Below are 23,991 nucleotides of genomic sequence, written 5' to 3'. Positions count from 1 at the left end.
GACCGCGGCGCGGCTAGGACCCGTAGCGGACCAGACCCTTGGGGGTCGGCGTGAACTGCGCGTCCCGGAGGTACGCCTCGAGCTCCTCGGGCCAGCGCTGCAGGGCGAGGCGGCCCCAGCGGCCGGACGCGACCAGATGCGACAGGGCCCCGATGGCCCGCCCCTCCCACGCGCCGTCGAGCTCGCGGGCCGCGACCAGCCCCTTGCCGCCCCGCTCGACGTAGAGGCTCAGCTCACCGTCGACCAGCACGACGTAGGCGCCAGGGACCCGGGTCGGGCCCCGCACCGGCCAGGGGACGCTGAGACCGAACGCGTTGGCGGGGTCGGTGGCCGCCAGAACCAGCACCGACCCGTCGGTCCCCGGCGCGCTGTCCACGCCTCGAGCGGCCGGCAACACGATGACCCGGTCGGGGACGGCCCACTCGTCGCCGCCCCGGTATCCGTCGGCGTCAGGACCGGACGGTTCGGGCTCCGCCGGCTGGTCGGGAACCCGCACGGAGCGGAGGCGGTCGACCGCTCCGGCCAGGGCGAACTGGGCGCCGCCCATGCCCTCGACGAAGTACCCCCGCCGGATCCGGCCCGACTCCTCCATGGTGCGCAGCACCGGGTAGATCCCGGCGAAACCGCCAGGGACCCCTTCGCCCCGCACCGCGTCGCGGGTCAGCACGCCGTGACGTTCGAGCAGCTGGCCGGCCACCGCGACGCCGGCCTCGGTCGGCGTCGGCGACCGGAGGCCAAGCTCGCGCTCGACGAGGGACCACCGTCCCTGCCCGCGTGGCGGTCCCAGGACGCCGATGCCACCCAAGCGGGGCCGGGGGCGGGCCAGTCCGGGCCGGCCGGTGCTGCGGCGGACCGCGGCTCGCCGCCCCGATCCCGAAACCGCGACGGTGGCCCGGACCGCGGCGAACGCGTCACCGGTGACCTCGCCGGCCCAGACCAGGTCCCACAGCGCCTCGACGATCTCCTGGTCGCTGGCGCCGGGCAGACCCAGCTCCCGGAAGAAACACGCACCCCGCTCGGCCAGCACCCTCCGCAGGTGACGGTGCGTCTCGCCGTCCACGTCGCCGGCCGCGGCGGGCGGAGCGCCGGGCGCGAGCGCGGGGTCGACTGCGGGCGGGGCTCCGGCCACGGGCGCGGGGTCCGCCGGGCTGGGCATGCCGGCCAGGACTCCGCCGGCGAAGCCCATCCGCCGCCAAAGCAGCGGCGCCTGCTGGCGCAGCCCGAGCACGATCCGCCCGTCTGAGCGCCCCAGCGAACCGGCACCGACCCACATCACCTCCCCGGCCGCCATCAGCTCGTCGAGCATCCGGGGCTGGTAGCCCCGTACCCGCGCCGGCAAGACGTCGGTCTCCAGCACGCTGGCGGGGATGGCGAAGCCCTGCAGCTGACCGACGACCTCGAAGAGCCGATCGAGACCGCCGGCCGCGGGAGGCCGGCCGACCGCCGCCACGCCGTGCCAGGCGGGGAGGAACCGGACCAGGGCGGCGGTCTCGGCGGGGGCGACCTCCTTGCGAAGCGCGGCCAGCGAACGCTGGCGCAGGATGCGAAGGACGTCGGTGTCGCACCACTCGTCGCGTCCGCTGCCCCCGGGCCGGAACGCCCCCCGTTCCAGGCGGCCTTCGCCGGCGAGGCGGTCGAGGACGGCCACGACCGCTTCGGCGGACAGCCCGAAGCGGGCAGCCGGCTCGGCGGGAACGAACGGCCCGTGAACCCTGGCCCAGCGGCGCAGGATCTGGACCAGCCCGTCGGGCACCGGCTCGAGGAACGCGTCGGCCAGGCCTGGCGGCGGGGTCACGCCGAGACCGTCTCGGTAGCGGCCGGCTTCCTCGGCGGCGATGAGGCGTTCCTCGCCCGCCACCCGCACCGGGGCGGCCCGCCGCTCGGCGAGCAGCGCGTCGACCACCCCCGGCCCGACCTCGGGGGTGCAGCGGGCGACCAGCTCGGCCGGGGTGAGATCGCCCAGCCGGCGCAACAGGTCGGCGGCCTGGTCGACAGACGACGCCCACCGCCGCTCGTCGAGCGCTTGCAACTCGGCTTCCAGCGCAGTCAGGACCGACGCGTCGAGCAGGTCGCGCAGTTCGTCGGTGCCGAGCAGTTCGGCCAGCATGCGCCGGTCGAGGGTCAGCGCTTGGGCCCGCCGCTCGGCGAGCGGGGCGTCGCCCTCGTACATGAACTGCGCCACGTACGCGAACGCCAGGCCGCTGGCGAACGGAGACGGGCTTGGCAGCTCGACGGTCGCCACCCGGACCTTGCGCGCCGCCACGTCCCGCAGCAGCGTCGTCAGCGCCGGCAGGTCGAACGCGTCGCGCAGGCACTCCCGGTAGGTCTCGAGGAGGATCGGGAACTGCCCGTACTTGGAAGCCACCGCGAGCAGGTCGGCGGCCCTCTGGCGCAGCTGCCACAGCGGGGTGCGGGCCCCGGGCCGGCGGCGGGGCAGGAGCAGGCTGCGGGCGGCGTTCTCCCTGAACCTGGCCGCGAACAGGGCGGAGTCGCCGATGGCGCCCACCACCAGCTCCTCGATCTCGTCCGGGTCGATCATGACCGCGTCGGTAGGCGGGGCGTCCTCGGCCTCCGGCAGGCGAACGATGATGCCGTCGTCGCTCCACACCGCCTGTACGTCCACCCCCTGGGTGTGGCGCAGCTTGGCCTCGATGGCCATCGCCCAGGGGGCGTGGACCCGGGCCCCGAACGGCGACAGGACCGCCACCCTCCAGTCACCCAGCTCGTCGCGGAAGCGCTCCACCACGATCTGGCGGTCGGTGGGCAGCAGCCCGCCGGTCGCCTCCATTTCCTCGGCGACGTAAGCCCGCAGGTTGCGCACCGCCAGGTCGTCGAGGTCGTGGTCCGCGCGCAAGGCGGCGTCGTCCATGCGGGCCAGCCGCCGGGTGAACGCCCCGACCGCGACCCCGAGCTCGTATGGACGGCCGAGGACGTCGCCGTGCCAAAACGGCATCTTCCCCGGCACGCCCGGGGCGGGAGTCACGACCACCCGGTCCCGGGTGATGTCCTCGATCCGCCAGGTGGTCGCTCCGAGAAGGAACGTCTCCCCGACCCTGCTCTCGTAGACCATCTCCTCGTCGAGCTCCCCGACCCGGCCTCCGTTGGGTGTGAACACCCCGAACAGCCCGCGGTCGGGGATGGTCCCTCCGCTCGTGACGGCGAGCATCTTGGCTCCCGGCCGCGCCGTCAGCGTGCCCGCCACCCGGTCCCAAAGGAGCCGGGGTCGCAGCTCCGCGAACTCGTCGCTCGGGTACCGGCCGGCGAGCATGTCCAGCACCCCGTCGAAGGCTTCGCCGCCCAGGTCGGCGAAGGGGTAGGCCCGGCGCACGACGGCGGCCACCTGGTCGACGGGGACCGGCCCGGCGGATGCCGCCACCATGGCCACGATCTGCTGCGCGAGGACGTCGAGGGGGTTGCGGGGGACCCTCGTCTCCTCCACCAGGCCGGCGTGCATGCGCTGCGCCACGACGGCCGCCACGAGCAGGTCGTGGCGGAACTTCGGGAAGATCCGCCCCTTTGACGGCTCGCCGACGTGGTGGCCGGCCCGACCGATTCGCTGCAGGCCGGAGGCCACCGACGTGGGCGCCTCCACCTGGATCACCAGGTCGATGGCCCCCATGTCGATACCGAGCTCCAGGCTGGAGGTGGCGACCAGCGCCGGGAGCCGGCCGGCCTTGAGGGCGTCCTCGATCTCCAGGCGCTGTTCCCGGGCGATCGAACCGTGGTGGGCCCGGACCAGCTCGGGTGGCGCGCCGGCGGCGTGGAAGCCGCTGCCCGACTGGGTGTAGCCGAACTGGTCGCCGGCCCCGTCCTCCTCGCCGGCGGCCAGCTCGTTCAGCCGGGCGGCCAGGCGCTCGGCCAGCCGGCGGGAGTTGACGAAGATCAGCGTCGAGCGGTGGGCCCGGATCAGCTCCAGGATGCGGGGATAGACCGCAGGCCAGATCGACGAGCGCACCTCGGGGGTGCCGGCGGCCGGACCCCGCATGACCAGGTCGGCGCCGTCGTCGTCGGAGGGCGGGGAAAGAGGCCGTCCCAGCTCCCCCATGTCCTCCACGGGCACGACGATCGACAGCTCGAGGGTCTTGCGCACCCCGGCGTCGACAATGGTCACGGGCCGGTCGCCCCCGCCCGGTCCCCGTCCTCCGAGGAAGCGGGCCAGCTCGTCGAGGGGGCGCTGGGTGGCGGACAGGCCGATGCGCTGGGGAGGCCGCTCGGTCAGCTCCTCCAGCCGCTCAAGGGACAGGGCCAGGTGGGCGCCGCGCTTAGTGCCGGCCATCGCGTGGATCTCGTCGACGATGACGTGGCGAACCCCTCGCAGGACCGACGCGGCGTTGGAGGTAAGGAGGAGGTAGAGGGATTCGGGGGTGGTGATCAAGATGTCCGGCGGCCGTTTGGCCATGGCCCGGCGGTCCTCCGCCGGGGTGTCCCCGGTCCGGGTCCCGACCCGCACCTCGGGCAGCTCGATGCCGAGTCTCCCCGCCTCCCGGGCGATCCCGGTCAGGGGGGCCCGGAGGTTTCGTTCGACGTCGTAGGTGAGCGCCTTGAGCGGGCTGACGTAGAGGACCCGGCAGCGTTCAGCGGCGTCGACCGGCGGGGAGGTGAGGAGACGGTCGATGGCCCACAAGAACGCGGCCAGCGTCTTGCCGGAGCCGGTCGGGGCCAGGATGAGGGTGTGCTCGCCCCGGCCGATGGCCGCCCAGCCCTGCTCCTGCGCGGCAGTCGGGGCCTCGAAGGTGGCCGCGAACCAGGCGGACGTCGGCGACGAGAACTTCATCGTCCCAGAAGCGTACGGTGGACATGTCGCGTTCATGCTGCCGTGATCCAACACACACCTGTGCTGGGTACCATCGGGGCAGTGGGAGGCGCGAGGCCGGCGGTCTCCCCCCCTGTCCGCCGGCCCCCTCCCACCCAGGTCGCCTCTCCTCGCGCCGGGCCGGCAATGCCCGCACCAACCGGTGACGCGAGCGGTACCTTCGATGGATGGAGCCCGTCCGTTGGGACCACCATCCGCAGTTGCGCCGCCCCCTGCTCGTCGTGGCGTTCGAGGGCTGGAACGACGCCGGTGACGCCGCCTCGCTCGCGGTGTCGTACCTGGCCCAGGCCTGGGGCGCGGTGCCGTTCGCGGAGCTGGACCCCGAGGAGTTTTTCGACTTCACCGAGACCCGTCCTCAGGTGAAGATCGTCGACGGCGCCACCCGCGCCGTGGAGTGGCCGGTGACCGAGTTCCTTCACGCCGAGGTCCCCGGCACCGGGCGCGACGTGGTGCTCGTGCGAGGCGTGGAGCCCCAGCTCAAGTGGCGGACGTTCTGCTCGGCCATCGTCGAGGTGGCCACGTCCCTCGGGGTCGAGATGGCCGCCACCCTCGGGGCGCTCCTCGCCGACGTCCCCCACACCCGGCCGGTCAAGGTCACCGGCACCACCGACGACGCCGAGCTGGCCGGCCGGCTCGGGCTGTCCGCCTCCACCTACGAGGGCCCGACGGGAATCGTGGGCGTGCTGCACGACGCGTTCGACAAGGCGGGGATGCGCACCGCCAGCTTCTGGGCCGCGGTGCCCCACTACGTGCACCAGGTCCCCTCCCCCAAGGCGGCGCTGGCCCTGGTCGAGCGTTCCGCCAGCCTGGTCGGCGCCCGGGTCAACCCTCTCGAGCTGCGCGTCGCGGCGGAGGAGTACGAGCGCCAGGTCTCCGAGCGGGTCGCCGACGACGAGGACGCGGCCGCCTACGTCGCCCAGCTCGAGGAAGCCGACGACGACGAACGCCGCGACGAGGCCAACGCTGCCCTGCCCGTCGATGCCGGCCGCCTCGCGGACGAGGTCGAGCGGTTCCTGCGGGAGCAGGGCGACGTCAGCTAGCGCCGGCTCTTTGGTTGCCACCTGCGTGTGGCGGGCCACCCCGGAGCTGATCGTCGCTCTCGACGACCGCTTCGGCGAGCCTGTCGACGCGTACGTCAACGGCTCGCAGGTGTGGCTGCGCGACGACGGCCCCGGCGAGGTCACCCTCGAGTGGCGGCTCCACCCCGTCGCCGGGTACCGCCGGCCGCCCAAGGTCGGGACCTACGAGGTGTTCTCGGCCACCTCCCTGGCTCTGGCCACCGGAGCGGAGCCGCCGGCGCCGCTAGACCAGCTGTGGGACGGGCTGGAGGTGTTCGTGGCCTACGGCGATCAGGCGCCGGCCGTCGAGCCGGCCCCCCTCGCGGCGGCTGCCGCGGCGGCGCTCGGGATCGCGCCGGACGCTTCTGGGCTGGTGGACCACGGGCCCCTCGGCGACGAGTGGGAGCGCACCGGCGGGAAGGTGTCGGTCATCGCCGGCCTTCTCGCCCAGCTCCAGGCCTGATCAGCCGACCTTTTCCGGCTCCAAGCCGTACCTGAGGTCGACCTGGCGCAGCACCCAGCCGAAGCGCAGTAGCCCGTCGACGAGGGGGCGGTTGAGTTCGTCGTCGACGCGGGCCATGCGCCGGCTCACGAACCCTTCCCACGTCAGGTCGTCGACGGCCCGTATCACCGGGAACGTCTTCCTGGTGGCCTTGACGACCCGCAGGAGAAGGTCCTGGGGCGGTCGCCCCCGGCGCAGGTCAGGAAGCGTGCCGAGCACCGGCACGCTCTCGACGCCGAACGCGGCCCCGTCGGCCTCGACGGCCATGTGGGCTGCGTAGCCGGCGGAGGTGATCCGCACGCCGGCGGCCGGGGTCATCCACGGTGTGGGCTTGCCGACCCGGTCCAGGTAGGAGATGGCCAACGGCGCGGTCAGGTCGCTGAGCGACGACAGCCCCGCGAGCACCCTCTCGGCGGCGGCGTCGAGCGCCTGACCCCGGACCGGGTCCTCCGCGGGCGCTGGCGGCTGCCGGCGCTTGATGGGCAGGCGCATCTGGGATACCAGTCGCAGGGTGCTACTCGTCGCCGCGCCAGGCCGGCCGGCGCGGCGCGTCGTAGAGGACCTCCACCGGTTCGCCGCGGATGGCGGCGAATGCCTGGTCCTTCCAGCGGTCGGCGCCGGCGAGGGGTTCGGGCAGGTCGTCCTCGGCGAACCAGCCGACGTCTTGCACCTCGAGGGGGTGGGGGTTGATCCGACCGCCGACGGCCCGGCAGTGGAACACGAGGGAGTAGAACGGCAGTCCCCTCGCCCCGAGCCGCAACCCGTCGAGTATGGCGATCACCCGGACCGGCTCGGCCTCGATGCCGGTCTCCTCGAGGACCTCCTTGACGACCACCTCGGATGCGGAGTAGCCGACGTCGGCCCATCCCGTCGGGTAGAGCCACACGCCCGAGTCACCCCGCTTGATCAGCAGGATCTCGCCGCGGTCGTTGCCGACCACGGCGCCCACCGCGACCTTCGGGGTGACGTAGCCGGCCACGCCGTGGCCGACGCTGTCGAGCCACCCCTCGACGAGGTCGGCCGGGCCGTTGCGATGGTCGTCCCGGCCGGCGGCCATCCTGATCTCGGCGGCCACGTTGAGAACCTCTTCGAAGCGCTCCTGCTCGTAGAGGCTCTGCGTGAACCCGAGCCCGGTGCGGGCGATCGCAGCCAGCGCCTCGCTCCAGCGGACCAGGTCCGCTTCGGTCGCGTGGGAATCTGCCATCGATCTGAGGCTATCCGTCGGGCAGCGAGCACTGACACCCGGCGCCGCGCCACCGCGGCGCCGGCGCGCAGGCCGGGCCGGGATCAGGCGGAGAGCTGCGCCACGATCTGGCGCGCCGCGACCTGCAGGGGGTCCCACACCGAGGAGAACGGCGGGGCGTAACCGAGATCGGCCATCAGCAGGTCCTCGGCGTCCATCCCCTCGCCGGCCGCGACCGCCACCACGTCGACTCGCTTGGCCGCGCCGGGACCACCGACGATCTGAACGCCGAGCAGCCGCCCGGTCCGGGCCTCGGCGACCATCTTGACCGTGACCGGCCGAGCCGACGGCAGATAGCTGCTGTTGGTGGTGGTCTCGATCTTGGCGCTGACCACGTCGAACCCGGCGACGGTCGCCTCTGTGACACTGAGCCCGGTGCGGCCGATCTCGATGTCGCACAGGCGGGTCACCGCGGTGCCGACGACCCCGGGGAAGGTGGCGTAGCTTCCCGAGATGGTGAGACCGGCGACCCTGCCCTGCTTGTTGGCGACCGTGCCGAGGGCCTGGTGGACTGGCCGGCCGGAGATCCGGTGGATCGACTGGCAGCAGTCCCCCGCCGCCCACACTCCCTCCACCGAGGTGCGCTGCTGGCGGTCGACGACGACCGCGTCGTTGACGCCAAGGGCCACCCCGGCGGCCTGGGCCAAGTCGCTGTTGGGTCGGACGCCGGTGCCGAGAACGACCAGGTCGGCGGGGATGGTCCCCTGCGAGGTGACCACCTCCCCGTCCTCCACGCCGAGCAGCGCCTCGCCGAGGCGGAGGGTTACGCCCGTGGCTCGCAGGGCACGCCCGACGAGGGCGCCCATGTCCGGGTCCAGCGTGTGCATCACCTCGGGGGCGGCGTCGATGATCGTGACGCTGGCGCCCCTCGACACGAACGCCTCCGCCAGCTCGAGGCCGATGTAGCCGCCGCCGACGACCACGACGTGCTCGGGCCGGCGGGACTTGATGTCGTCGAGGAGACGCTGCGCGTCGTTCAGGGTTTGCACGCCGTGGACGTGGGGGGCGTCGATGCCCGGCACCGCGGGGCGCATCGGGGAGGACCCGGTGGCTAGGTGCAGGAGGTCGAACCCGAGCGAGTAGGTCCGCCCATGCGCCAGGTTGTGGACTTCCGCGGTGCGAGCGTCGAGGTCGATCGATTTCACCTCGTGCTCGACGCGCATGTCGATGCGCATAGCCCGGAACTGGTCGGGTCGGCGCGCCACCAAGGCGTCAACCGAATCGACCGACCCGCCGACCAGGTACGGGATACCGCAGGCGGAGTAGCTGGTCCACCCTCCCCGCTCGACCGCGACGATCTCCATGTCGGGCCGGCGGCGGCGAGCAACGGAGGCCGCTGCCATACCGGCTGCGTCCCCGCCGATGACGAGCAGGCGTGTTCCCATCCGCGAAGCCTACGGCCCAGCGCCGGGGCTCGAGGTGCACCGGCGCGCGGGGAGGGCGGGCACGGCGTGGGATCATGTGGCCATGGCGACCGATCCCCCCGCTGTCCGCCAGGACTGCCGGCACTACCTGGCGCGGAGCACCCCGTCGGGGGAGGTGGTGCAGCGTTGCCGGGTCGGAGCCAACTCGCAGGACCCTTTCGCGTGCCCCGACGGCTGCCTGTTCTTCGAAGGTCGCTCTCTTTCTGCCGCCGGCTGGGCCCAGGCGCCGGCCCAGCCGATGAGCAACACCGCCGACGGTCTCATCGACCTGCCGCCGGCGAAGCGCAAGAAGCCCCGCAAACGCCGGTGACTCGCCGGGGTGTTCGCTGACGGCGGCGGCTCAAGCGCCGGAGTGGCGCCGCTTGTGCACCCAGGCCTTGGCTGCGCCCCACGCGATGGCCAGTTCGCCGAGTCGGGGGTCGAGGTCGGCCAGCGACGCCGGGGTCAAGCCGTAGTCGTCGTCGGGGAACACCGACGCCTCGAACTCGCCGCGCTCGACGGGCGGCACGCCGACGGCTCGCAGCACGCCCGTCGGCCAGCGCACCGCGCCCCGGACGATCGTGAGCGGCGTGCTGCGCTGAGCGTCGACGTCGGCGCGCACCAGCGCCCGCAGCGCGGCTCCGACCTCTGCGGCGGCGGCCTCACCGGCCGCGTCGGTGGCCGCGGCCGTCTCCCGGTCGAGGGCCCCGGCCCACGAGCCACCGGCCCACGCCGCCACGATCCGGGTCACCGAGGTCCGCACCCACGCGGGCATCGCCTCCTCCACGCCGTCGGCCAACGCCTCGCCGTAGTCGGTCAGCGCCTGGGTGTAGTCCTCCACGGTTGCTACCCGGCGGCGGCCGCGGCGAGCAGCGCCGGCGGGATCGAGGAGGTGGTGCACGACAGCGTGATCTGCCCGACGCTGATGACCGCGTTGGCGCTGCAAGGAAGCAGCGCGGTGGGCAGGAGCGGCAGGGTGATGGCCGGCAGCGGCGGCACGCTGATGGTGAGCCGGTCGGAGGACACGGCCACCCGAGCCGCGGCTTGCACGCCGGCCAGACCGACGGTCCCGGCGCCGAGCGTGACGGGCAGCCCGAGGCCGCTGTCGAGGGACTGTTGGGAAATGACGGCCTCGATGGCCGCGGTCCGGATCGACTTCAAGACCACCTTGCCGCGAGCGAGATCGGAGCGTGACACCTTGATGTCTTGTACCACGATGTCCACCGAGTCCACCGCGAAAGGCCCGATCTTGACCCCGCTGACCTGGGCCCGGAGGTCAGGGACGGTGCCGGACGCGGCCAGCCGCCCGACGAACGGCCACGACGAGATGCGCACCGAGGCGCTGGTGCCCGGAACCTGCGCCTCGATGTGCTTGGCGATGTCGGCCTCGACGGTGTGGCGGACGACGACATCGGCCACGCCCAGGACCACGACGAGCGCGGCGACGATCCCCAGAGCCAGGAGCTTGCGCAGGGCAGGCGCCTAGGAACCGGGTGTCAGGGACTGGTTGAGGTTGCCGGAGCGGAACCCCTCGAGGTCGAGGGTGACATAGGAGTACCCGGCCGACCGCACCGCGTCGACGATCGCTCTCCGCGCGGCCACGGCCCGCTCGAGGTCGGCCACTTCCACCTCCAGGCGGGCCAGGTCGCCGTAGTGACGGACCCTGACCTGCCGGAATCCCAGCCCGTGCAGGCGCTCCTCGGCCTGGGCGACGCGCCCGAGGGTGCCGAGCGTCACCGGCGTGCCGTAGGGCACCCGCGACGCCAGGCAGGCGGCCGCCGGCTTGTCCCACACGTCGAGCCCCAGCCGGCGGGCGGCTTCCCTGACGTCGGCCTTGGACAGCCCGGCCTCGACGTACGGGAACCGGGCGCCGGCCTCGGCCGCGGCCCGCTGCCCGGGGCGGTGGTCACCCAAGTCGTCGAGGTTCACGCCGAGCACCACCGTCGCGCCCTCGGCGGCGGCCAGCGGGACCAGAGCCGCCATCAGCTCAGACTTGCAGTGGTAGCAGCGATCCGCGCCGTTGGCGACATACCCGGGGCGCGACGCCTCGTCGGTGTCGACCGCTACCCACCGCAAACCCCACTCGGCGGCCAGCCGCCGGCAGTCCGCCAGCTCCGACGGCGCCAGCGACGGGGACACCGCCGTAACCGCCAAAACGGCGTCGGCGCCGAGCGTGTCGTGAGCGACGCGGGCGAGCAGCGCCGAGTCGACGCCACCCGAGAACGCCACGACCACCCGTCCCAGACCCCCCAGACCAGCGCGCAGCGCGTCGAGGGAGTCGCTCGCCGCGGGCAAAGGCGGCAGATCGGTCTTCACCGGATGCAGGCTAGGCGCACGCCGGCGGCGACGGCGAGCGCCCTTCCTGCCACCGCGGCCGCTGCGTGCGTCCCGGCCCGGGGCGGCTAGCGGTCTACGACCTGCAGCCGGATGCGCTTGTTGCCCTTGCCCTTCGACTCGGTCTTGACCACCACGACCCGCCCCACCTCGCCGGTGCTGCGCACGTGGGTGCCGCCGTCTGCCTGCTTGTCCAGGCCGACGATGTCGACCACCCGGATCTCGGGGACAGTCGCCGGGATCAAGCTGACCTTGGTGCGGATCAGGTCCTGGTCGGCGACGGCGGCAGCGCGAGGCAAGAAGCTCACCTCGATCGGCCGGTCGGCCTCCAGCTCGGCGTTGACCAGCGCCTCAACCCGGGGACCGAAGCCTTCGGGGAGCGGGTCGAACTCGAAGTCCATCCGGGCGGACAGCGGCTCCATGTTGCCGCCGGTCACCGGGGTACCCCACTCGTTCCAGATCACCCCGCACAACACGTGGAGGGCGGTGTGGGTGCGCATGAGCTGGTGGCGCCGCTCCCAGTCGATCTCTCCGCGCACGGCCGTCCCGGCGGCTGGTAGGGAGTCCCCGCCGCCGAGGGTGTGCCACACCTGGTCGGCTTCCTTGCGCACGTCGATGACCGGCATCCCGGCCAAGGTGCCGGTGTCGTGGGCCTGCCCGCCGCCGGTCGGGTAGAAGACCGTCCGGTCGAGGGCTACCCGGCGCCTTTCGTGGTCCAGCCCGACCACCGTCGCCTCGACGTCGCGGAGATACGCGTCTCGCAGGTACAGCAGTTCCGTGCTCACCGCCGGTGTCCGGTCAGACCAGACCGACCAAAGCGGCCACCTCGTCGATGTCGCCGATCACCCCGGTGTAGAAGCGCCCGAACTCCGCGTACTTGGCGGACGCCTCGTCGAAGCGCATCGTGTACACGCAGTCCTTCAAGTCGTCGGGCCGCTGGCCGAAGAGGGTGACCCCCCACTCGTAGTCGTCGAGACCGGTGGAACCGGTGATCAACTGGACGATCCGGCCGGAGAAGGTTCGCCCGGACTTGCCGTGGTCCATCATCAAAGCCTTGCGGGACTCGAAGTCGAGTGTGTACCAGTTGTCCTGGTCGCCCCGCCGCTTGGACATCGGGTAGAAGCAGATCGCCCGCTTGCCGGCGGGGGGCAGGACCGGGTGGAGGCGAGCCTCGAGATGCTCGGGGGGCATGCCCTTGGCGTACTCCGACACCTCGGTGAGCGACAGGTAAGAGTCGGCGACCTCGAGACGGGCGGCCTGGAGTGCGGACTGCAACGCCCGGAGGCGGACCAGGTCCTCACCCAACGCCATGATCCCGAGATCGGCCTTGTGCCCGAACACCGAGAACGGCACCACTTGCTGGGCGTCAGAGGCGGCGGCCTTCAACGCCGACACCACCGCTTCGCCGTCGGTGTCGGGCCGCAGCTTGCAGAACAGGTGGAGGACCCCCCACCCCACCGATGGGGTCAACGCTTCGCTCACGCGAGGAGTCTACGGCCGGCTCACTCGAACAGTTCCGGGTCGCTGCGCACGATCTCATCCCAAAGCGGCTGGAACGAGAACCAGCCAGCGTGAGGGAAGCCGGTCTGCTCCCGGGTGTACTGGGCCGCTTCGGGAGCGATCAGCTTCGGGGTGCCGGCGGCCTCCGCCAGCAGCTGGGCCTGGCACGAGCGCTCCATGGTCACGAACCACCAGGCGGCCTCGTCGACGCTCTGGCCGACGGTGAACAGCCCGTGGTTCTGGTGGATGGCGGCCTTGTTGGATCCCAGGCCGGCGGCGATGTCCTTCCCGGCTTCGGGGTCGAAGGCCACCACCCCGGCGCCGTCGGTGATGACCACGTGGTCGTTGTAGAACATGCAGGCGTCCTGCGTGATCGGGTCCAGGGGACGGCCGAGCGACGCCCACGCCTTGCCGTACACCGAGTGGCTGTGCGCGGCGGCGACGACGTCGGGGCGGGCCGCGTGGATCGCCGAGTGGATGGCGAACGCGGCCGGGTTGACCGGCCTGGAACCCTCCACGACCTCCCCCTGGTGGTTGACCAGGATCAGGTCCGACACCCGCATGTGGCGGAAGCTGAGCCCGAACGGGTTGACCCAGAAGTGGTCGGGCAGCTCGGGGTCTCGGGCGGTGATGTGACCGGCCACCCCCTCCGAGAAGCCGAACCGGCCGAAGATGCGCAGGGCGCCCGCCAGCTTCTGCTTGCGGTGCAACCGCTCCTCCTCGACGCTGGAGAACGTTGGCGGGGCCAGTGCTCCTGTCATCGGGAGCACCCTGGTGTCGTCGGTGGCGGCCATGACAACCACGCTAGACCTCCAGGCGCGCCGATGGCGGCCCCGGAGGGCCGCCATCGAACAGCTATTTCAGCGATCAGAGACTTGGGGTCTCCGCTCGGACTAGTAGTCCTCCGTCACATCGGCCGGGCTAGTAGTCCTCCATGCCCCCACCGGGCATGGCGCCGGCGTTCTCCTCGGGCTTGTCGACGATGACCGCCTCGGTGGTGAGGAACAGCGCAGCGATCGACGCGGCGTTCTGCAGCGCGGAGCGGGTCACCTTGCCAGCGTCGATGACCCCGGCCTTGAACAGGTCCTCGTACTCGCCGGTGGCGGCGTTGAGGCCCTCCGCCGGGTTCTTCAGGTTGCGGACCCGCTCGACGATGACCCCGCCCTCGAGGCCGGCGTTGACCGCGATCTGCTTGAGGGGCTCCTCCACAGCGCGGGCCACGATGCGAGCACCGGTGGCCTCGTCACCCTCGAGCTTCTCGGCGGCGTCGAGGATGGCGGCCTGCGAGCGCAGCAGGGCCACGCCACCGCCGGGGACGACGCCCTCTTCGACGGCGGCCTTGGTCGTGGAAACCGCGTCCTCGATGCGGTGCTTCTTCTCCTTGAGCTCGACCTCGGTGGCGGCGCCGACCTTGATCACCGCAACACCGCCGGACAGCTTGGCCAGGCGCTCCTGCAGCTTCTCCCGGTCGTAGTCCGAGTCGGTGTTGTCGATCTCGGTCTTGATCTGGTTGATCCGGCCCTTGATGTCGGAGTCCGACCCGGCGCCCTCGACGATGGTGGTCTCGTCCTTGGTCACGACGACCTTGCGGGCCCGGCCGAGCAGGTCAAGGGTGGTGTTCTCCAGCTTGAGGCCGACCTCCTCGGTGACGACCTGGCCGCCGGTGAGGATGGCCATGTCCTGCAGCATCGCCTTGCGGCGCTCGCCGAAGCCGGGCGCCTTGACCGCGACGCTCTTGAAGGTGCCGCGGATCTTGTTGACGACCAGGGTGGCCAGAGCCTCGCCCTCCACGTCCTCGGCGATGATCACCAGCGGCTTGGAGGACTGCATGACTTTCTCGAGCAGCGGCAGCAGGTCGCGCACCGCGGTGATCTTCGAGCCGACGAAGAGGATGTAGGGGTCGTCGAGCGACGCTTCCATCCGCTCCGTGTCGGTGGAGAAGTACGGGGAGATGTAGCCCTTGTCGAAGCGCATGCCCTCGACGAGGTCGAGGTCCATGCCGAAGGTCTGGGACTCCTCGACGGTGATGACGCCGTCCTTGCCCACCTTGTCGATGGCCTCGGAGATCAAGCCGCCGATCTCGGTGTCGGCTGCGGAGATCGACGCCACCTGGGCGATCTGCTCTTTGGTCTCGGTCTCCTTGGAGATGGCCTTCAGGGAGGCGACGGCGGCCTCGACGGCGGCCTCGATGCCCTTCTTGAGCGACATCGGGTTGGCGCCGGCGGCCACGTTGCGCAGGCCCTCGCGCACCAGCGCCCAGGCCAGCACGGTCGCGGTGGTGGTGCCGTCACCGGCGACGTCGTCGGTCTTCTTGGCTACTTCTTTGACCAGCTCGGCGCCGATCCGCTCGTAGGGATCTTCGAGGTCGATCTCCTTGGCGATCGACACGCCGTCGTTGGTGATCGTCGGGGCGCCCCACTTCTTGTCGAGCACCACGTTGCGGCCCTTCGGGCCAAGGGTCACTCGCACGGCGTCGGCGAGCTGGTTCATACCGCTCTCGAGCGCCCGGCGGGCGGTCTCGTCGAAGGCAATCAGCTTGGGCATCGGTCAGTTCTTCCCTCTGTTAGCACTCTCATGGGTCGAGTGCTAACAGTTAACCGCCTGTGTGGCCCTACCGTCAACCGGCTGTCGGGCGCGGCCCGGGATCAGCCGCCGGCCACCGCCGGAACGATGGAGATGGTCGTGCCGGGAGCGACGGGCGAGTCGACGCCGGAGAGGAACCGGATGTCCTCGTCGGCCACGAACACGTTGACGAAACGGCGGAGGGTGCCATTGTCGTCGTAGAGGCGGTCGTGGAAGCCCGGGTGGGCGACGTCGAGCGCCTTCAGCGCCTCGGCCACCGTCGACGCCTCGACGCTGACCTCGCTGTTGCCGCCGGCCAGGGGGCGAAGCTGGGTGGGGATACGGACGGTGACGGCCATGGTCAGCGGACTCCTGCGAGGTCGACGGCGGCATCGAATGCGGCCAGGGTGGGGGCGATGGTGGCGGTGGGCTTGGCTCGGTGGGCGACCGCGTCGATGGTCTTCAGCCCGTTGCCGGTGATGTAGGCGACGACCCGCTCGTCGGAGCGGACCACTCCCTGAGCGGCCAGCTTGGCGAGCGTGGCGACGGTGACCCCGCCGGCGGTCTCGGCGAAGATCCCTTCGGTGCGGGCCAACAGCGAGATGCCCTCCACGATCTCGTCGTCGGTCACCGACGCCAGGGCGCCTCCCGATGAGCGGACCACGTCGAGGGCGTACACGCCGTCGGCCGGGTTGCCGATGGCCAGCGACTTGGCGATGGTGTCTGGGCGCACCGGGGTCACGAAGTCGGCGCCGGCCTCGAACGCGGTGGCCACCGGCGAGCAGCCGGCGGCCTGCGCACCCGACACCCGCACGGTCGGGCCGGGCTCGATCAGGCCGACGGTGGCCAGCTCGGCGAAGCCTTTGGCGATCTTGGTGAGCTGGCTGCCGGACGCGACGGGCACCACGACGTGGTCGGGGACCTCCCATCCCAGCTGTTCGGCGACCTCGAACGCCAGGGTCTTGGACCCCTCGGCGTAGTAGGTCCGCACGTTGACGTTCACGAACGCCCAGTCGGTGTGCTCGCCGGCCAGCTCCGCGCAAAGGCGGTTGACGTCGTCGTAGGTCCCGTCGATGGCGATCAGCTGGCCGCCGAAGATGGCGGTGGTGATGACCTTGCCCGGCTCCAGGTCGGAGGGAATGCACACGACCGACGCCATCCCGGCCCGCGCCGCGTGGGCCGCCACCGAGTTGGCCAGGTTGCCCGTCGAGGCGCACGCCGCCACCTTGAAGCCCAGCTCCCGGGCCTTGGTCAGCGCCACGGAGACGACCCGGTCCTTGAACGAGCCGGTCGGGTTGAGCGTGTCGTTTTTCAGCCACAGCTCACCGAGGCCGAGCTCGGCCGCCAGGCGGTCGGCGCGCACGAGAGGCGTGAACCCGGCGCCGAGGTCCACCGCCCCGTCGGGGCGGGCAGGAAGGAGATCCGCGTAGCGCCAGATGGTGAGCGGTCCGGCGGCGATGCGCTCCCGGCTCACCGAGGCGGCGATGGCCTCGTAGTCGTAGACCACCTCGAGGGGGCCGAAGCACCACTCGCACACGTGCAGTGCTTCGGCCGGATAGGGGCGCGCGCACTCGCGGCACCGGAGACCTTCTACGAACGGCAAGTTTCCTCCTCATCGAACCGGGCATTGGCACCGTGCCCAGCCGCCGAGGTGGCGATCTGGTCTGGTTGCCGCGGCGTCGCTGGGCCCGTCCCTCAGCCGCTCTTGATGATGACCGTTCAATGTTACACCGGCCGCCTGCGGGCTGCGACACGCGGCGACGGCCGTCCCGTAGGACGAGAAGCGCGTGGCAGGATGCCGGGGTGTCTGGGATCGTCGACGCCTCCGAGTTCCCGCCCGAGCGCGTCCACGCTGACCGCCGAGGGCGGCGGGTGTCGGTGATCGTTCCCGCCCGCGACGAGGAGGCCACCGTCGGCGCGGTCGTCGCGACCATCCGAGGCGAGCTGATGGAGCGCCACCGCGTCGTCGACGAGCTGATCGTGGTCGACGACGGGTCCAGTGACGCCACCGCCGAGGTGGCCGAGGCGGCCGGGGCGACGGTGGTCGCGGCCGCGTCGGTCCTGCCGGAGTACGGCACCGAGCACGGCAAGGGGCAGGCCATGTGGCGGGGCCTGCACGTCAGCTCCGGCGACATCGTCGCCTACTGCGACGCGGACATCCGTGCCTTCGGGCCGGAGTTCGTGCTCGGGGTGGTGGGGCCGCTGCTCGCCAGCGACGACGCCGCTTTTGCCAAGGGTTTCTACACCCGTCCGCTAGACGGGCGCGACGGAGAAGGGGGACGGGTCACCGAGCTGTCGGCCCGGCCGCTCATCGCCCTTCTCTTCCCTCACCTGGCGTCGATGGTGCAGCCCCTCGCCGGCGAGTGCGCAGGACGGCGCGAGGTGCTCGAAGCGGTGCCCTTCGTCGGCGGCTACGGCGTGGACCTCGGGCTGCTGATCGACGTCACCGCCCGATTCGGTCCCGATTGCATCGTCCAGTCCGATCTCGGCCGGCGGGTCCACCGCAACCGTCCCCTCCACCAGCTGTCGGCCCAGTCGCTGGCCATCTGGCAGCTGGGTCTGGAACGTGCCGGCCTGGCCACCGAGCGCCGCCCGGCGACCCTCGAGCGGCCTTCCGCCGAGCCGCTCACGCTCCGCTTCTCGCAGCGCCCGCCGCTGGCGGAGATCCCGGCACATCGCAAGACGGCCTGACCCCGCCGGGTTCGCCGGCGTCACGCCCCTTTCCCCACCTCCGCCAGCTCGTCGGCGATGATCTCGGCGATCACCTCGAGCGGCTCGGACCACGCCCGCTCGGCGCCGGCGCGGGCCACCAGGCTGCGCCACCGGACCGGCTGGGGGTCCTCCCCGTCGCCCGCGACCACGACCAGCGGCACGCCCGCCTCGGCGGCCAGCGCCGCGACGCCCCCGACGGCCTTGCCGGCGAAGGACTGCTCGTCTAGATAACCCTCCCCGGTCACCACCAAGTCGGCTTCCTCGATGCGCGCCGCGAGGTCCAGCACGTCAGCCACCACCTCAAAACCCGACACCAGGGTCGCGCCAACCGTTGCCAGTCCCCCGGCCAGGCCGCCCGCCGCCCCGGAGCCAGGCTGCCCCGCGATCACCGGCCCGTAGATGCCGGCCAGGCGCTGCAGGCGGCGGGTCAACAGCTCGACCTGGGCCGGGGAAGCCCCCTTCTGGGGAGCGAACACCGGCGCCGCGTCCACGAAGCGGGTCTCGACGTCGCAGGCGACCACCACCTCGATGCCGCGCAGGCGGCTGTGCGGCTCGAGCGCCGCTAGCGCCCCCAGGCCGCCGTCGGTCGTCGCCGAGCCGCCGACACCGACCAGGACCCGCCGGGCGCCCGCCTTGACCGCCTCGGCGATGAGCTGCCCGGTGCCGGTCGTGTCAGCGGCGACCGGGTCGTTGCCCTCCGCGCCGCCGACGAGCAGCAGGCCCGACGCCAGCGCGGTCTCGACCACTGCGGTCCGGTCGTCGTCGAGCATCCGCCACCTGGCCTCCACCGGCTGGCCGAGCGGACCCCGCACGACCGCGGTGCGTAGCCGGCCGGAGAACACGTCCAAGAAGCCCTCTCCGCCGTCGGAGACCGGCACCGGGTCGCAGCTCCACCCGGCCTGACGGGCAGCGCCGGCGATCGCCGCCGCGACCTGGCCGGCGGTCGCGCTGCCCCGGAACTTGTCGGGCGCGGCAACGAGGTGCATCCGCCCATGGTGCCGGGTCCCCGGCGTTTCCCGCTCATGTGGCGAGGATCGGGCGGCTTCGGAGATGAGTAGGGTCCAGCCGATGCCCTCACCCGTCGTGGTCTCCAACCGTGGGCCGTTGGCCTTTTCGAGGGGTGCCGACGGTTCGCTCGTCCCTCGGCGGGGCGCCGGCGGCCTGGTCGTGACGCTCGGACCGGGCGCGCAGCGCGCCGGTGCGCTGTGGGTGTCTGCGGCCCTCGGCGACGCCGACCGGGAGGCCGCGGCGGGCGCCGGCGCCCCCGACGGGATCGTGCACGCCGACGACGGGTTCCGGTGGAAGCCGGTGGTGGTGGACCCGGTCCAGTACCAGGCGTACTACGACGTGGTCGCCAACGGCGCCCTCTGGTATTGCACCCATGGGCTGTGGGACCTGCCCCGCCGGCCTCGTTTCGATCGTCACTGGCGCGACGCGTGGGCGTCGTACCGGGCGGTCAATTCCGCGTTCGCCGACGCGGTCGCGGCGACGGCCGAGGCCGGCTCCACCGTGCTGCTTCAGGACTACCACCTGGGCCTGGTCGGCGCCATGCTGCGGGACCGGCGCCCTGATCTGCGCACGTCGCTTTTCGTGCACACCCCGTGGTGCAGCCCCGGCGAGATGGCGGTGCTCCCGGACGACTCGGTGGCTGAGCTCCTTGCGGGCATGACTGGGGCGGGTGCGGTCGGGTTCCACTCGCCTCGGTGGGCGGACGCATTTGCGGAGTGCTGCCGGACGGTCCTCGGGGCGTCCCCGGCCACCTTCGTCGCGCCGGCGGCCACCGACGCCGACGACCTTCGAGCCGTCGCCGCGTCGCAGGAGTGCCGCTCCGAGCTGGCCGCCCTGGACCGCCTCGTCGGGGACCGCCAGCTCATCGTCAGGGTCGACCGGATCGAGCTGTCCAAGAACATCCTGCGGGGTTTCTGGGCGTTCGACGAGCTGCTCGAGACCCGAGCCGACCTGCGGGGTCGGGTGGTGTTCGGGGCGTTCGTGTACCCGTCGCGCCAGGGCCTCCCCGACTACTTGGCGTACGGCCAAGAGGTGCGGACGGTAGTCGAGCTGCTCAACGCCAAGTGGGGCGACGACGAATGGACGCCGATCGTCCTCGACCCAACGGACAACTACCACCGGTCGGTCGCCGCGCTGCGCCGCTATGACGTCCTGCTCGTCAACCCGATCCGCGACGGCCTCAACCTGGTGGCCCAGGAGGGCCCGCTGGTGAACGACCGCTCCGGCACGGTGGTCCTCAGCCGTCAGGCCGGCGTGTGGGACTCCCTGGGCGAGCACTCCCTCGGCATCAACCCCTTCGACGTCACCGCCACCGCAGAGGCCATCGCCGAGGCGCTGGACCGCCGGCCCGACGCCAGGACGGCCGCAGCCGAGCGGCTGGCGACGGCGGTCGGCGCCCACTCCCCGCTGGGTTGGTGGGACGCGCTGGTCGACGCGGCAGCACTCACAACCGCCAGCGACGCTCGCCTGTAGCGACGCTGGCCTGTAGTGACGCGGCTCAGCCCAGCAGTGTGCGCAGCGCCTCGAGGACCGCGGCGGGACCGGCCGCGACGACGTCGGCCGCGGCGAGCAGCTCGGCAGGCGCCTCGGTGCTGTCCACTGCGACCGCCAACGTCGTGACGCCACCGGCGCGCAGGCGCTCCAACGCCGCGAACGCCGGGAGGTCTCCGCGGTCGTCACCGAGGAACGCCACCCGGCTCAGGGAGGCTCCGAGCTCCTCGACGACGCTCCCCTTGTCGCCCCCGGTCGGAGGCCGCAGCTCGACGGACATGCGCCCCGGATGGGCGACCAGCCCGCTGCCGCCGGCGGCGTGCTCGGCAAAGCGCTCGATCCACCCGGCGTGCTGGGGCGCGGTGCGCACGTGGAGCGCCACCGAGGACCCTTTCCGCTCGACGGTCACCCCTGCAGGCGCTTCGCGCTCGGCCCGGTCGGCGACCTCGGCTACGACGGGACGCCACCGGCGGGCCTCGTCGCTCTCGACGACGCGACCGTCGACGACCCGTTCCAGACCGTAGAGGCCGGCGAGGACCACCCCGCGGGCGTCGGGCAGATGGCGGGTCAGGTACGACGCCGGGCGGCCGGAGACGACCGCCACGAGCGCGAGGCGGGCGGCGAGGGCGCTCAGCACCTCGGCGCTGCCGGGAAGGGCCTCGGCCGCGTCGGGATCGTCGACGATCGGCGCCAACGTCCCGTCGAAGTCGGTGAGGATGCCCGACCCCTCGCCACGCCACGGGGCGAGCCGGCGGGCCAGCTCGGCGGCCGACGCGCTCAGCCCGCCGCCACCTTGCCCGCGATGTCTGGCCCGATGATGAGGACCACGTTGGCCAGGGCCTTCTCCGACGCGGCGATCGGCGCGGACGACGGGATCGGGGTGGTCACGGCGCTGGCGGGGATGCCGTACACGGCCGCGACGGCCTGGGCCGACGGCAGATACTGCGGCGACGCGGCGTAGACGCTCGACGTGAGGACCTTGGACGTCGTGTTGTCAGGGGCCAGGGTGGTGAAACCGGGGCTGGCCGCCAGCTTCTTCGACGCCGTGCCGGCCAGGTTGCCCGAGAGGGTCCCGTTCAGGACCAGGAGCTTCACCTGGCCAGGCGGGATCGGCGCAACAGTCGTTGAGGTGGTGGTCGTGGCGCCACCGCCTTTGACGGTGGTAGGCGTGGTCGTGGCCGTCCCGGCGGCGGTCGACGTCGTGGATTTGCCGGTGCCGAGCTTGTTGAGGAGGACCACCGCTACCAGCACCGCGACCACCAGCAAGACCACGGCCCGGCCGGTCTGGATGCCGCCTTCCCTGCGGGGCGGCATCGGGGGCCGGCGGCTCAACGGGCCGGCCGGCCGCCGGCAGAGCGGCCCTCGAAGCGAGCCCGCCGGCGGAGATTGCGACCCCGGCGTAGCCGGCGCACGACCAGCGGATCATACGCCTCGGCCTCCGGGGCGTCCATGAGCACGCCCAACAGCTGGTAGTAGCGGGTGGAGGACAGGCCGAACTGGCTGCGGATGGCATCCTCCTTGGGACCGGTCTGAGCCCACCAGGTGCGCTCGAAATCGAGGATCGCCCGGTCGCGATCTGAGAGTGCCATTCCGTGGAGCCTGCCACTCCGCCCCTTGCGGTTCAAGCATCCCCGCTCGCGACGCCGGACGCGAGCCGCCTCCCGCTCCCGTCAGTAGCTGAAACGGGCGATGAGCACTTCGAGCTCGCTGGCCATCCGAGCCAGCTCGTCGGCGGCCTGTCGGGTGCTCAACGCGCCCGACGTGGTCTCCAACGCCGTCCCTGCGACGGTGGCGATGTTGCGGGCGATCTCGCTGGAGCCGCTGGCGGCTTCGGTTACGTTCCGACCGATCTCGTTGGTGGTCGCGCTCTGCTCCTCGACCGCCGACGCAATGGTCGCCTGGGCGGAGTGGATCTGCTCCATGATCTGGACGATCTCTCCGATGGCGAAGATGGTCTGCTCGGAGTCGGCCTGGATGGCCCTGGTTCGTGCGGTCACGTCCTCGGTGGCTTTGGCGGTGGCTTGGGCCAGCTCCTTGACCTCGTTGGCGACGACCGCGAATCCCTTGCCGGCCTCGCCGGCGCGCGCCGCCTCGATCGTGGCGTTTAGCGCGAGGAGGTTGGTCTGGCCAGCGATGGCCGTGATCACCTTGACCACTTCGCCGATCTCGGTGGTGCTGCGGGCCAGGTTGGTGACCGTCTCGTTCGCCGCTCCGGCGACGGTCACCCCCTGGCTGGCCACGTGGGCCGCCTCGCTGGCCGATCGGGCGATCTCCCTGATGGAGGCGGCCATCTCCTCGGTGCCGACAGCCACGGTCTGCACGTTGTGCGACACCTGCTCGGCGACGGCCGACGCCGAATTGGCCTGGGCCGAGGTGTCGTCCGCGTTCCCGGTCATCTGCTCGGATATCGAGGACAGCTCGTCGGAGGCACTGGCGAGGGAGCGGGAGTGCTCGCCGATCGCGGCCATCGCCTCCCTCAGACGGCCCAGCGCCTTGTTGAGCGCGGTCGCCATCTTGCCGATCGCGTCGTCGGTGGAGACGCCTTCGACGGTACGAGTGAGATCGCCCTCAGCAAGGGTCTCCAGGACATCGACGGTCTTGCGCAGCGGCCTGGTCACCGAGCGGATCAGCATGATCGAGGCGAAGACCGCGAGCACGAGGGCCAGCGCTCCCAGCACCAGCACCAGGGTCTGGGAGTTGTTGGCAGACGAGATCGCCCCCGCGCTGTCACTGGACATCTTGGCCGTGCGGATGGCCGCCAGCTTGTTGGCCGGGGTGAGCATGGACCCGACGGACAGCTGGCCGATCAGGTCGGCGGCGTGAGCGCGAGACGCCGGCGTGTCGGTCGCCAGCGCGGCGTTGGCCTGGCCGGAGAGCGACAGGTACGTCTGGTAGGCCTGCTTGTACCCGTTCATCAGGGCCGCCTCATCGGACGAGAGCTGGCTTGCCGGCACCACCGCGAGGTCGGACGCCGTCGTCGAGCTGTCAGCCTGGAACGACGCCAGGTCGCCGGCCGGGGACACGTGGAGGGCGTAGTCGCCAGCGACGGAGTTCTCGTCGAGCGCGAGCAGGGCGGCGTCGGTTTTCAACTGCGTCCCGTTCAGGGTCTGGCCGACCTGGACGCTCTCGGTTTTCGCATGCGATCGATCCGAACTGGCGGACGTCCAGGCCACCGCGCTCATGACCAGCAGCAGGACCACGATCGCGCCGAGCCCGAAGACGAGCCTCGCCACGATCGTGAGGTTGTTCAGCTTGATCTTTGCCATACCACCAGGTCCTGTCCGTGAGCTCGGGTCGCCGTTGTCGGAACCTTTGTCGGCACCCGCAGGCCGCTCTTGAGCAGGCAGAGGAGAAATGTGCCCCCT

23 protein-coding genes and 1 riboswitch are annotated in these 23,991 nt (G+C 72.0%); of the genes, 5 read left to right on the top strand and 18 right to left on the bottom strand.

Features of this window, described 5'->3' with window-relative positions:
* Nucleotides 1-13: 13 nt before the first annotated feature.
* Complete coding sequence (locus K6U06_RS21290) at nucleotides 14-4,774, bottom strand: DEAD/DEAH box helicase (RefSeq protein WP_262323992.1); 4,761 nt, start codon at nucleotides 4,772-4,774, stop codon at nucleotides 14-16.
* A 206-nt stretch (nucleotides 4,775-4,980) separates the two neighbouring features.
* Between K6U06_RS21290 and K6U06_RS21285 the strand changes: the two genes are divergently transcribed.
* Nucleotides 4,981-5,853: a PAC2 family protein gene (locus K6U06_RS21285; RefSeq protein WP_262323991.1), complete on the top strand. Its 873-nt coding sequence runs from the start codon at nucleotides 4,981-4,983 to the stop codon at nucleotides 5,851-5,853.
* Between the two features lie 10 nt (nucleotides 5,854-5,863).
* A complete protein-coding gene (locus tag K6U06_RS21280) occupies nucleotides 5,864-6,334 on the top strand; it encodes a hypothetical protein (RefSeq protein WP_262323990.1) in 471 nt (156 codons plus the stop codon).
* Here K6U06_RS21280 and K6U06_RS21275 read toward each other — a convergent pair whose 3' ends face one another.
* From K6U06_RS21275 to K6U06_RS21265, 3 genes are all read right to left on the bottom strand, one after another.
* Entirely contained in the window at nucleotides 6,335-6,865 is a 531-nt protein-coding gene (locus tag K6U06_RS21275; protein WP_262323989.1) for a hypothetical protein, read from the bottom strand.
* A 22-nt stretch (nucleotides 6,866-6,887) separates the two neighbouring features.
* Complete coding sequence (locus tag K6U06_RS21270; protein WP_262323988.1) at nucleotides 6,888-7,577, bottom strand: NUDIX hydrolase N-terminal domain-containing protein; 690 nt, start codon at nucleotides 7,575-7,577, stop codon at nucleotides 6,888-6,890.
* Nucleotides 7,578-7,660: 83 nt separating this feature from the next.
* Nucleotides 7,661-9,001, bottom strand: coding sequence for an FAD-dependent oxidoreductase (locus K6U06_RS21265; RefSeq protein ID WP_262323987.1), 1,341 nt, complete (start codon nucleotides 8,999-9,001; stop codon nucleotides 7,661-7,663).
* Between the two features lie 82 nt (nucleotides 9,002-9,083).
* Here K6U06_RS21265 and K6U06_RS21260 point away from each other — a divergent pair, with 82 nt between their 5' ends.
* Nucleotides 9,084-9,350 carry a hypothetical protein gene (locus K6U06_RS21260; protein WP_262323986.1) on the top strand — a complete coding sequence of 89 codons (267 nt, stop codon included), beginning with the start codon at nucleotides 9,084-9,086 and terminating at the stop codon, nucleotides 9,348-9,350.
* A gap of 30 nt (nucleotides 9,351-9,380) precedes the next feature.
* Here K6U06_RS21260 and K6U06_RS21255 read toward each other — a convergent pair whose 3' ends face one another.
* From K6U06_RS21255 to thrC, 9 genes are all read right to left on the bottom strand, one after another.
* Complete coding sequence (locus tag K6U06_RS21255; RefSeq protein ID WP_262323985.1) at nucleotides 9,381-9,860, bottom strand: hypothetical protein; 480 nt, start codon at nucleotides 9,858-9,860, stop codon at nucleotides 9,381-9,383.
* Nucleotides 9,861-9,865: 5 nt separating this feature from the next.
* Nucleotides 9,866-10,438 carry a hypothetical protein gene (locus tag K6U06_RS21250; RefSeq protein WP_262323984.1) on the bottom strand — a complete coding sequence of 191 codons (573 nt, stop codon included), beginning with the start codon at nucleotides 10,436-10,438 and terminating at the stop codon, nucleotides 9,866-9,868.
* Nucleotides 10,439-10,501: 63 nt separating this feature from the next.
* Nucleotides 10,502-11,335 (bottom strand): ATP-dependent sacrificial sulfur transferase LarE, encoded by an 834-nt coding sequence (gene larE / locus K6U06_RS21245; RefSeq protein WP_262323983.1) that lies wholly within the window; start codon nucleotides 11,333-11,335, stop codon nucleotides 10,502-10,504.
* 86 nt (nucleotides 11,336-11,421) lie between these two features.
* The gene (locus K6U06_RS21240) at nucleotides 11,422-12,138 is read right to left on the bottom strand and encodes an alanyl-tRNA editing protein (protein WP_262323982.1); all 717 of its coding nucleotides are present in this window, start codon (nucleotides 12,136-12,138) and stop codon (nucleotides 11,422-11,424) included.
* 13 nt (nucleotides 12,139-12,151) lie between these two features.
* Nucleotides 12,152-12,835 carry a chlorite dismutase family protein gene (locus K6U06_RS21235; RefSeq protein ID WP_262323981.1) on the bottom strand — a complete coding sequence of 228 codons (684 nt, stop codon included), beginning with the start codon at nucleotides 12,833-12,835 and terminating at the stop codon, nucleotides 12,152-12,154.
* A gap of 20 nt (nucleotides 12,836-12,855) precedes the next feature.
* The gene (locus tag K6U06_RS21230) at nucleotides 12,856-13,647 is read right to left on the bottom strand and encodes a class II aldolase/adducin family protein (RefSeq protein WP_262323980.1); all 792 of its coding nucleotides are present in this window, start codon (nucleotides 13,645-13,647) and stop codon (nucleotides 12,856-12,858) included.
* Between the two features lie 127 nt (nucleotides 13,648-13,774).
* On the bottom strand, nucleotides 13,775-15,397 hold the full coding sequence (gene groL, locus K6U06_RS21225) for a chaperonin GroEL (RefSeq protein ID WP_262323979.1): 1,623 nt from the start codon (nucleotides 15,395-15,397) through the stop codon (nucleotides 13,775-13,777).
* A 101-nt stretch (nucleotides 15,398-15,498) separates the two neighbouring features.
* Complete coding sequence (locus K6U06_RS21220; RefSeq protein WP_262323978.1) at nucleotides 15,499-15,774, bottom strand: MoaD/ThiS family protein; 276 nt, start codon at nucleotides 15,772-15,774, stop codon at nucleotides 15,499-15,501.
* Between the two features lie 2 nt (nucleotides 15,775-15,776).
* Nucleotides 15,777-17,018, bottom strand: a complete 1,242-nt coding sequence (thrC, locus tag K6U06_RS21215) for a threonine synthase (RefSeq protein WP_262323977.1) — start codon at nucleotides 17,016-17,018, stop codon at nucleotides 15,777-15,779.
* 6 nt (nucleotides 17,019-17,024) lie between these two features.
* Nucleotides 17,025-17,130, bottom strand: a riboswitch (SAM riboswitch).
* An 88-nt stretch (nucleotides 17,131-17,218) separates the two neighbouring features.
* Between thrC and K6U06_RS21210 the strand changes: the two genes are divergently transcribed.
* Nucleotides 17,219-18,106 carry a glucosyl-3-phosphoglycerate synthase gene (locus K6U06_RS21210; RefSeq protein ID WP_262323976.1) on the top strand — a complete coding sequence of 296 codons (888 nt, stop codon included), beginning with the start codon at nucleotides 17,219-17,221 and terminating at the stop codon, nucleotides 18,104-18,106.
* Nucleotides 18,107-18,126: 20 nt separating this feature from the next.
* Here K6U06_RS21210 and K6U06_RS21205 read toward each other — a convergent pair whose 3' ends face one another.
* Complete coding sequence (locus tag K6U06_RS21205) at nucleotides 18,127-19,113, bottom strand: glycerate kinase (RefSeq protein ID WP_262323975.1); 987 nt, start codon at nucleotides 19,111-19,113, stop codon at nucleotides 18,127-18,129.
* Nucleotides 19,114-19,195: 82 nt separating this feature from the next.
* Between K6U06_RS21205 and K6U06_RS21200 the strand changes: the two genes are divergently transcribed.
* A complete protein-coding gene (locus K6U06_RS21200; protein ID WP_262323974.1) occupies nucleotides 19,196-20,608 on the top strand; it encodes a trehalose-6-phosphate synthase in 1,413 nt (470 codons plus the stop codon).
* 25 nt (nucleotides 20,609-20,633) lie between these two features.
* Here K6U06_RS21200 and otsB read toward each other — a convergent pair whose 3' ends face one another.
* The 4 genes from otsB to K6U06_RS21180 all read right to left on the bottom strand — a co-directional run bounded on the left by otsB (nucleotide 20,634) and on the right by K6U06_RS21180 (nucleotide 23,892).
* Complete coding sequence (gene otsB / locus K6U06_RS21195) at nucleotides 20,634-21,344, bottom strand: trehalose-phosphatase (protein WP_262324038.1); 711 nt, start codon at nucleotides 21,342-21,344, stop codon at nucleotides 20,634-20,636.
* Nucleotides 21,345-21,403: 59 nt separating this feature from the next.
* The gene (locus tag K6U06_RS21190) at nucleotides 21,404-21,940 is read right to left on the bottom strand and encodes a LytR C-terminal domain-containing protein (protein ID WP_262323973.1); all 537 of its coding nucleotides are present in this window, start codon (nucleotides 21,938-21,940) and stop codon (nucleotides 21,404-21,406) included.
* Between the two features lie 14 nt (nucleotides 21,941-21,954).
* Nucleotides 21,955-22,215: a DUF3263 domain-containing protein gene (locus tag K6U06_RS21185; protein ID WP_262323972.1), complete on the bottom strand. Its 261-nt coding sequence runs from the start codon at nucleotides 22,213-22,215 to the stop codon at nucleotides 21,955-21,957.
* Between the two features lie 81 nt (nucleotides 22,216-22,296).
* On the bottom strand, nucleotides 22,297-23,892 hold the full coding sequence (locus tag K6U06_RS21180) for a methyl-accepting chemotaxis protein (RefSeq protein ID WP_262323971.1): 1,596 nt from the start codon (nucleotides 23,890-23,892) through the stop codon (nucleotides 22,297-22,299).
* Between the last annotated feature and the right edge of the window lie 99 nt (nucleotides 23,893-23,991).

Source organism: Acidiferrimicrobium sp. IK (genome assembly GCF_025499425.1).
Classification (GTDB): domain Bacteria; phylum Actinomycetota; class Acidimicrobiia; order Acidimicrobiales; family Palsa-688; genus Acidiferrimicrobium.
This window is presented reverse-complemented; position numbering and strand designations above follow the sequence as displayed.

Coding starts and splice junctions, on each gene's coding strand:
- K6U06_RS21205 (WP_262323975.1), bottom strand. CDS start 19,113: ATGCACCTCGTTGCCGCGCCCGACAAGTTCCGGGGCAGCGCGACCGCC.
- K6U06_RS21190 (WP_262323973.1), bottom strand. CDS start 21,940: ATGCCGCCCCGCAGGGAAGGCGGCATCCAGACCGGCCGGGCCGTGGTC.
- K6U06_RS21260 (WP_262323986.1), top strand. CDS start 9,084: ATGGCGACCGATCCCCCCGCTGTCCGCCAGGACTGCCGGCACTACCTG.
- K6U06_RS21230 (WP_262323980.1), bottom strand. CDS start 13,647: ATGGCCGCCACCGACGACACCAGGGTGCTCCCGATGACAGGAGCACTG.
- K6U06_RS21270 (WP_262323988.1), bottom strand. CDS start 7,577: ATGGCAGATTCCCACGCGACCGAAGCGGACCTGGTCCGCTGGAGCGAG.
- K6U06_RS21185 (WP_262323972.1), bottom strand. CDS start 22,215: ATGGCACTCTCAGATCGCGACCGGGCGATCCTCGATTTCGAGCGCACC.
- K6U06_RS21265 (WP_262323987.1), bottom strand. CDS start 9,001: ATGGGAACACGCCTGCTCGTCATCGGCGGGGACGCAGCCGGTATGGCA.
- K6U06_RS21180 (WP_262323971.1), bottom strand. CDS start 23,892: ATGGCAAAGATCAAGCTGAACAACCTCACGATCGTGGCGAGGCTCGTC.
- K6U06_RS21200 (WP_262323974.1), top strand. CDS start 19,196: ATGCCCTCACCCGTCGTGGTCTCCAACCGTGGGCCGTTGGCCTTTTCG.
- K6U06_RS21275 (WP_262323989.1), bottom strand. CDS start 6,865: ATGCGCCTGCCCATCAAGCGCCGGCAGCCGCCAGCGCCCGCGGAGGAC.
- groL (WP_262323979.1), bottom strand. CDS start 15,397: ATGCCCAAGCTGATTGCCTTCGACGAGACCGCCCGCCGGGCGCTCGAG.
- K6U06_RS21220 (WP_262323978.1), bottom strand. CDS start 15,774: ATGGCCGTCACCGTCCGTATCCCCACCCAGCTTCGCCCCCTGGCCGGC.
- K6U06_RS21285 (WP_262323991.1), top strand. CDS start 4,981: ATGGAGCCCGTCCGTTGGGACCACCATCCGCAGTTGCGCCGCCCCCTG.
- K6U06_RS21290 (WP_262323992.1), bottom strand. CDS start 4,774: ATGAAGTTCTCGTCGCCGACGTCCGCCTGGTTCGCGGCCACCTTCGAG.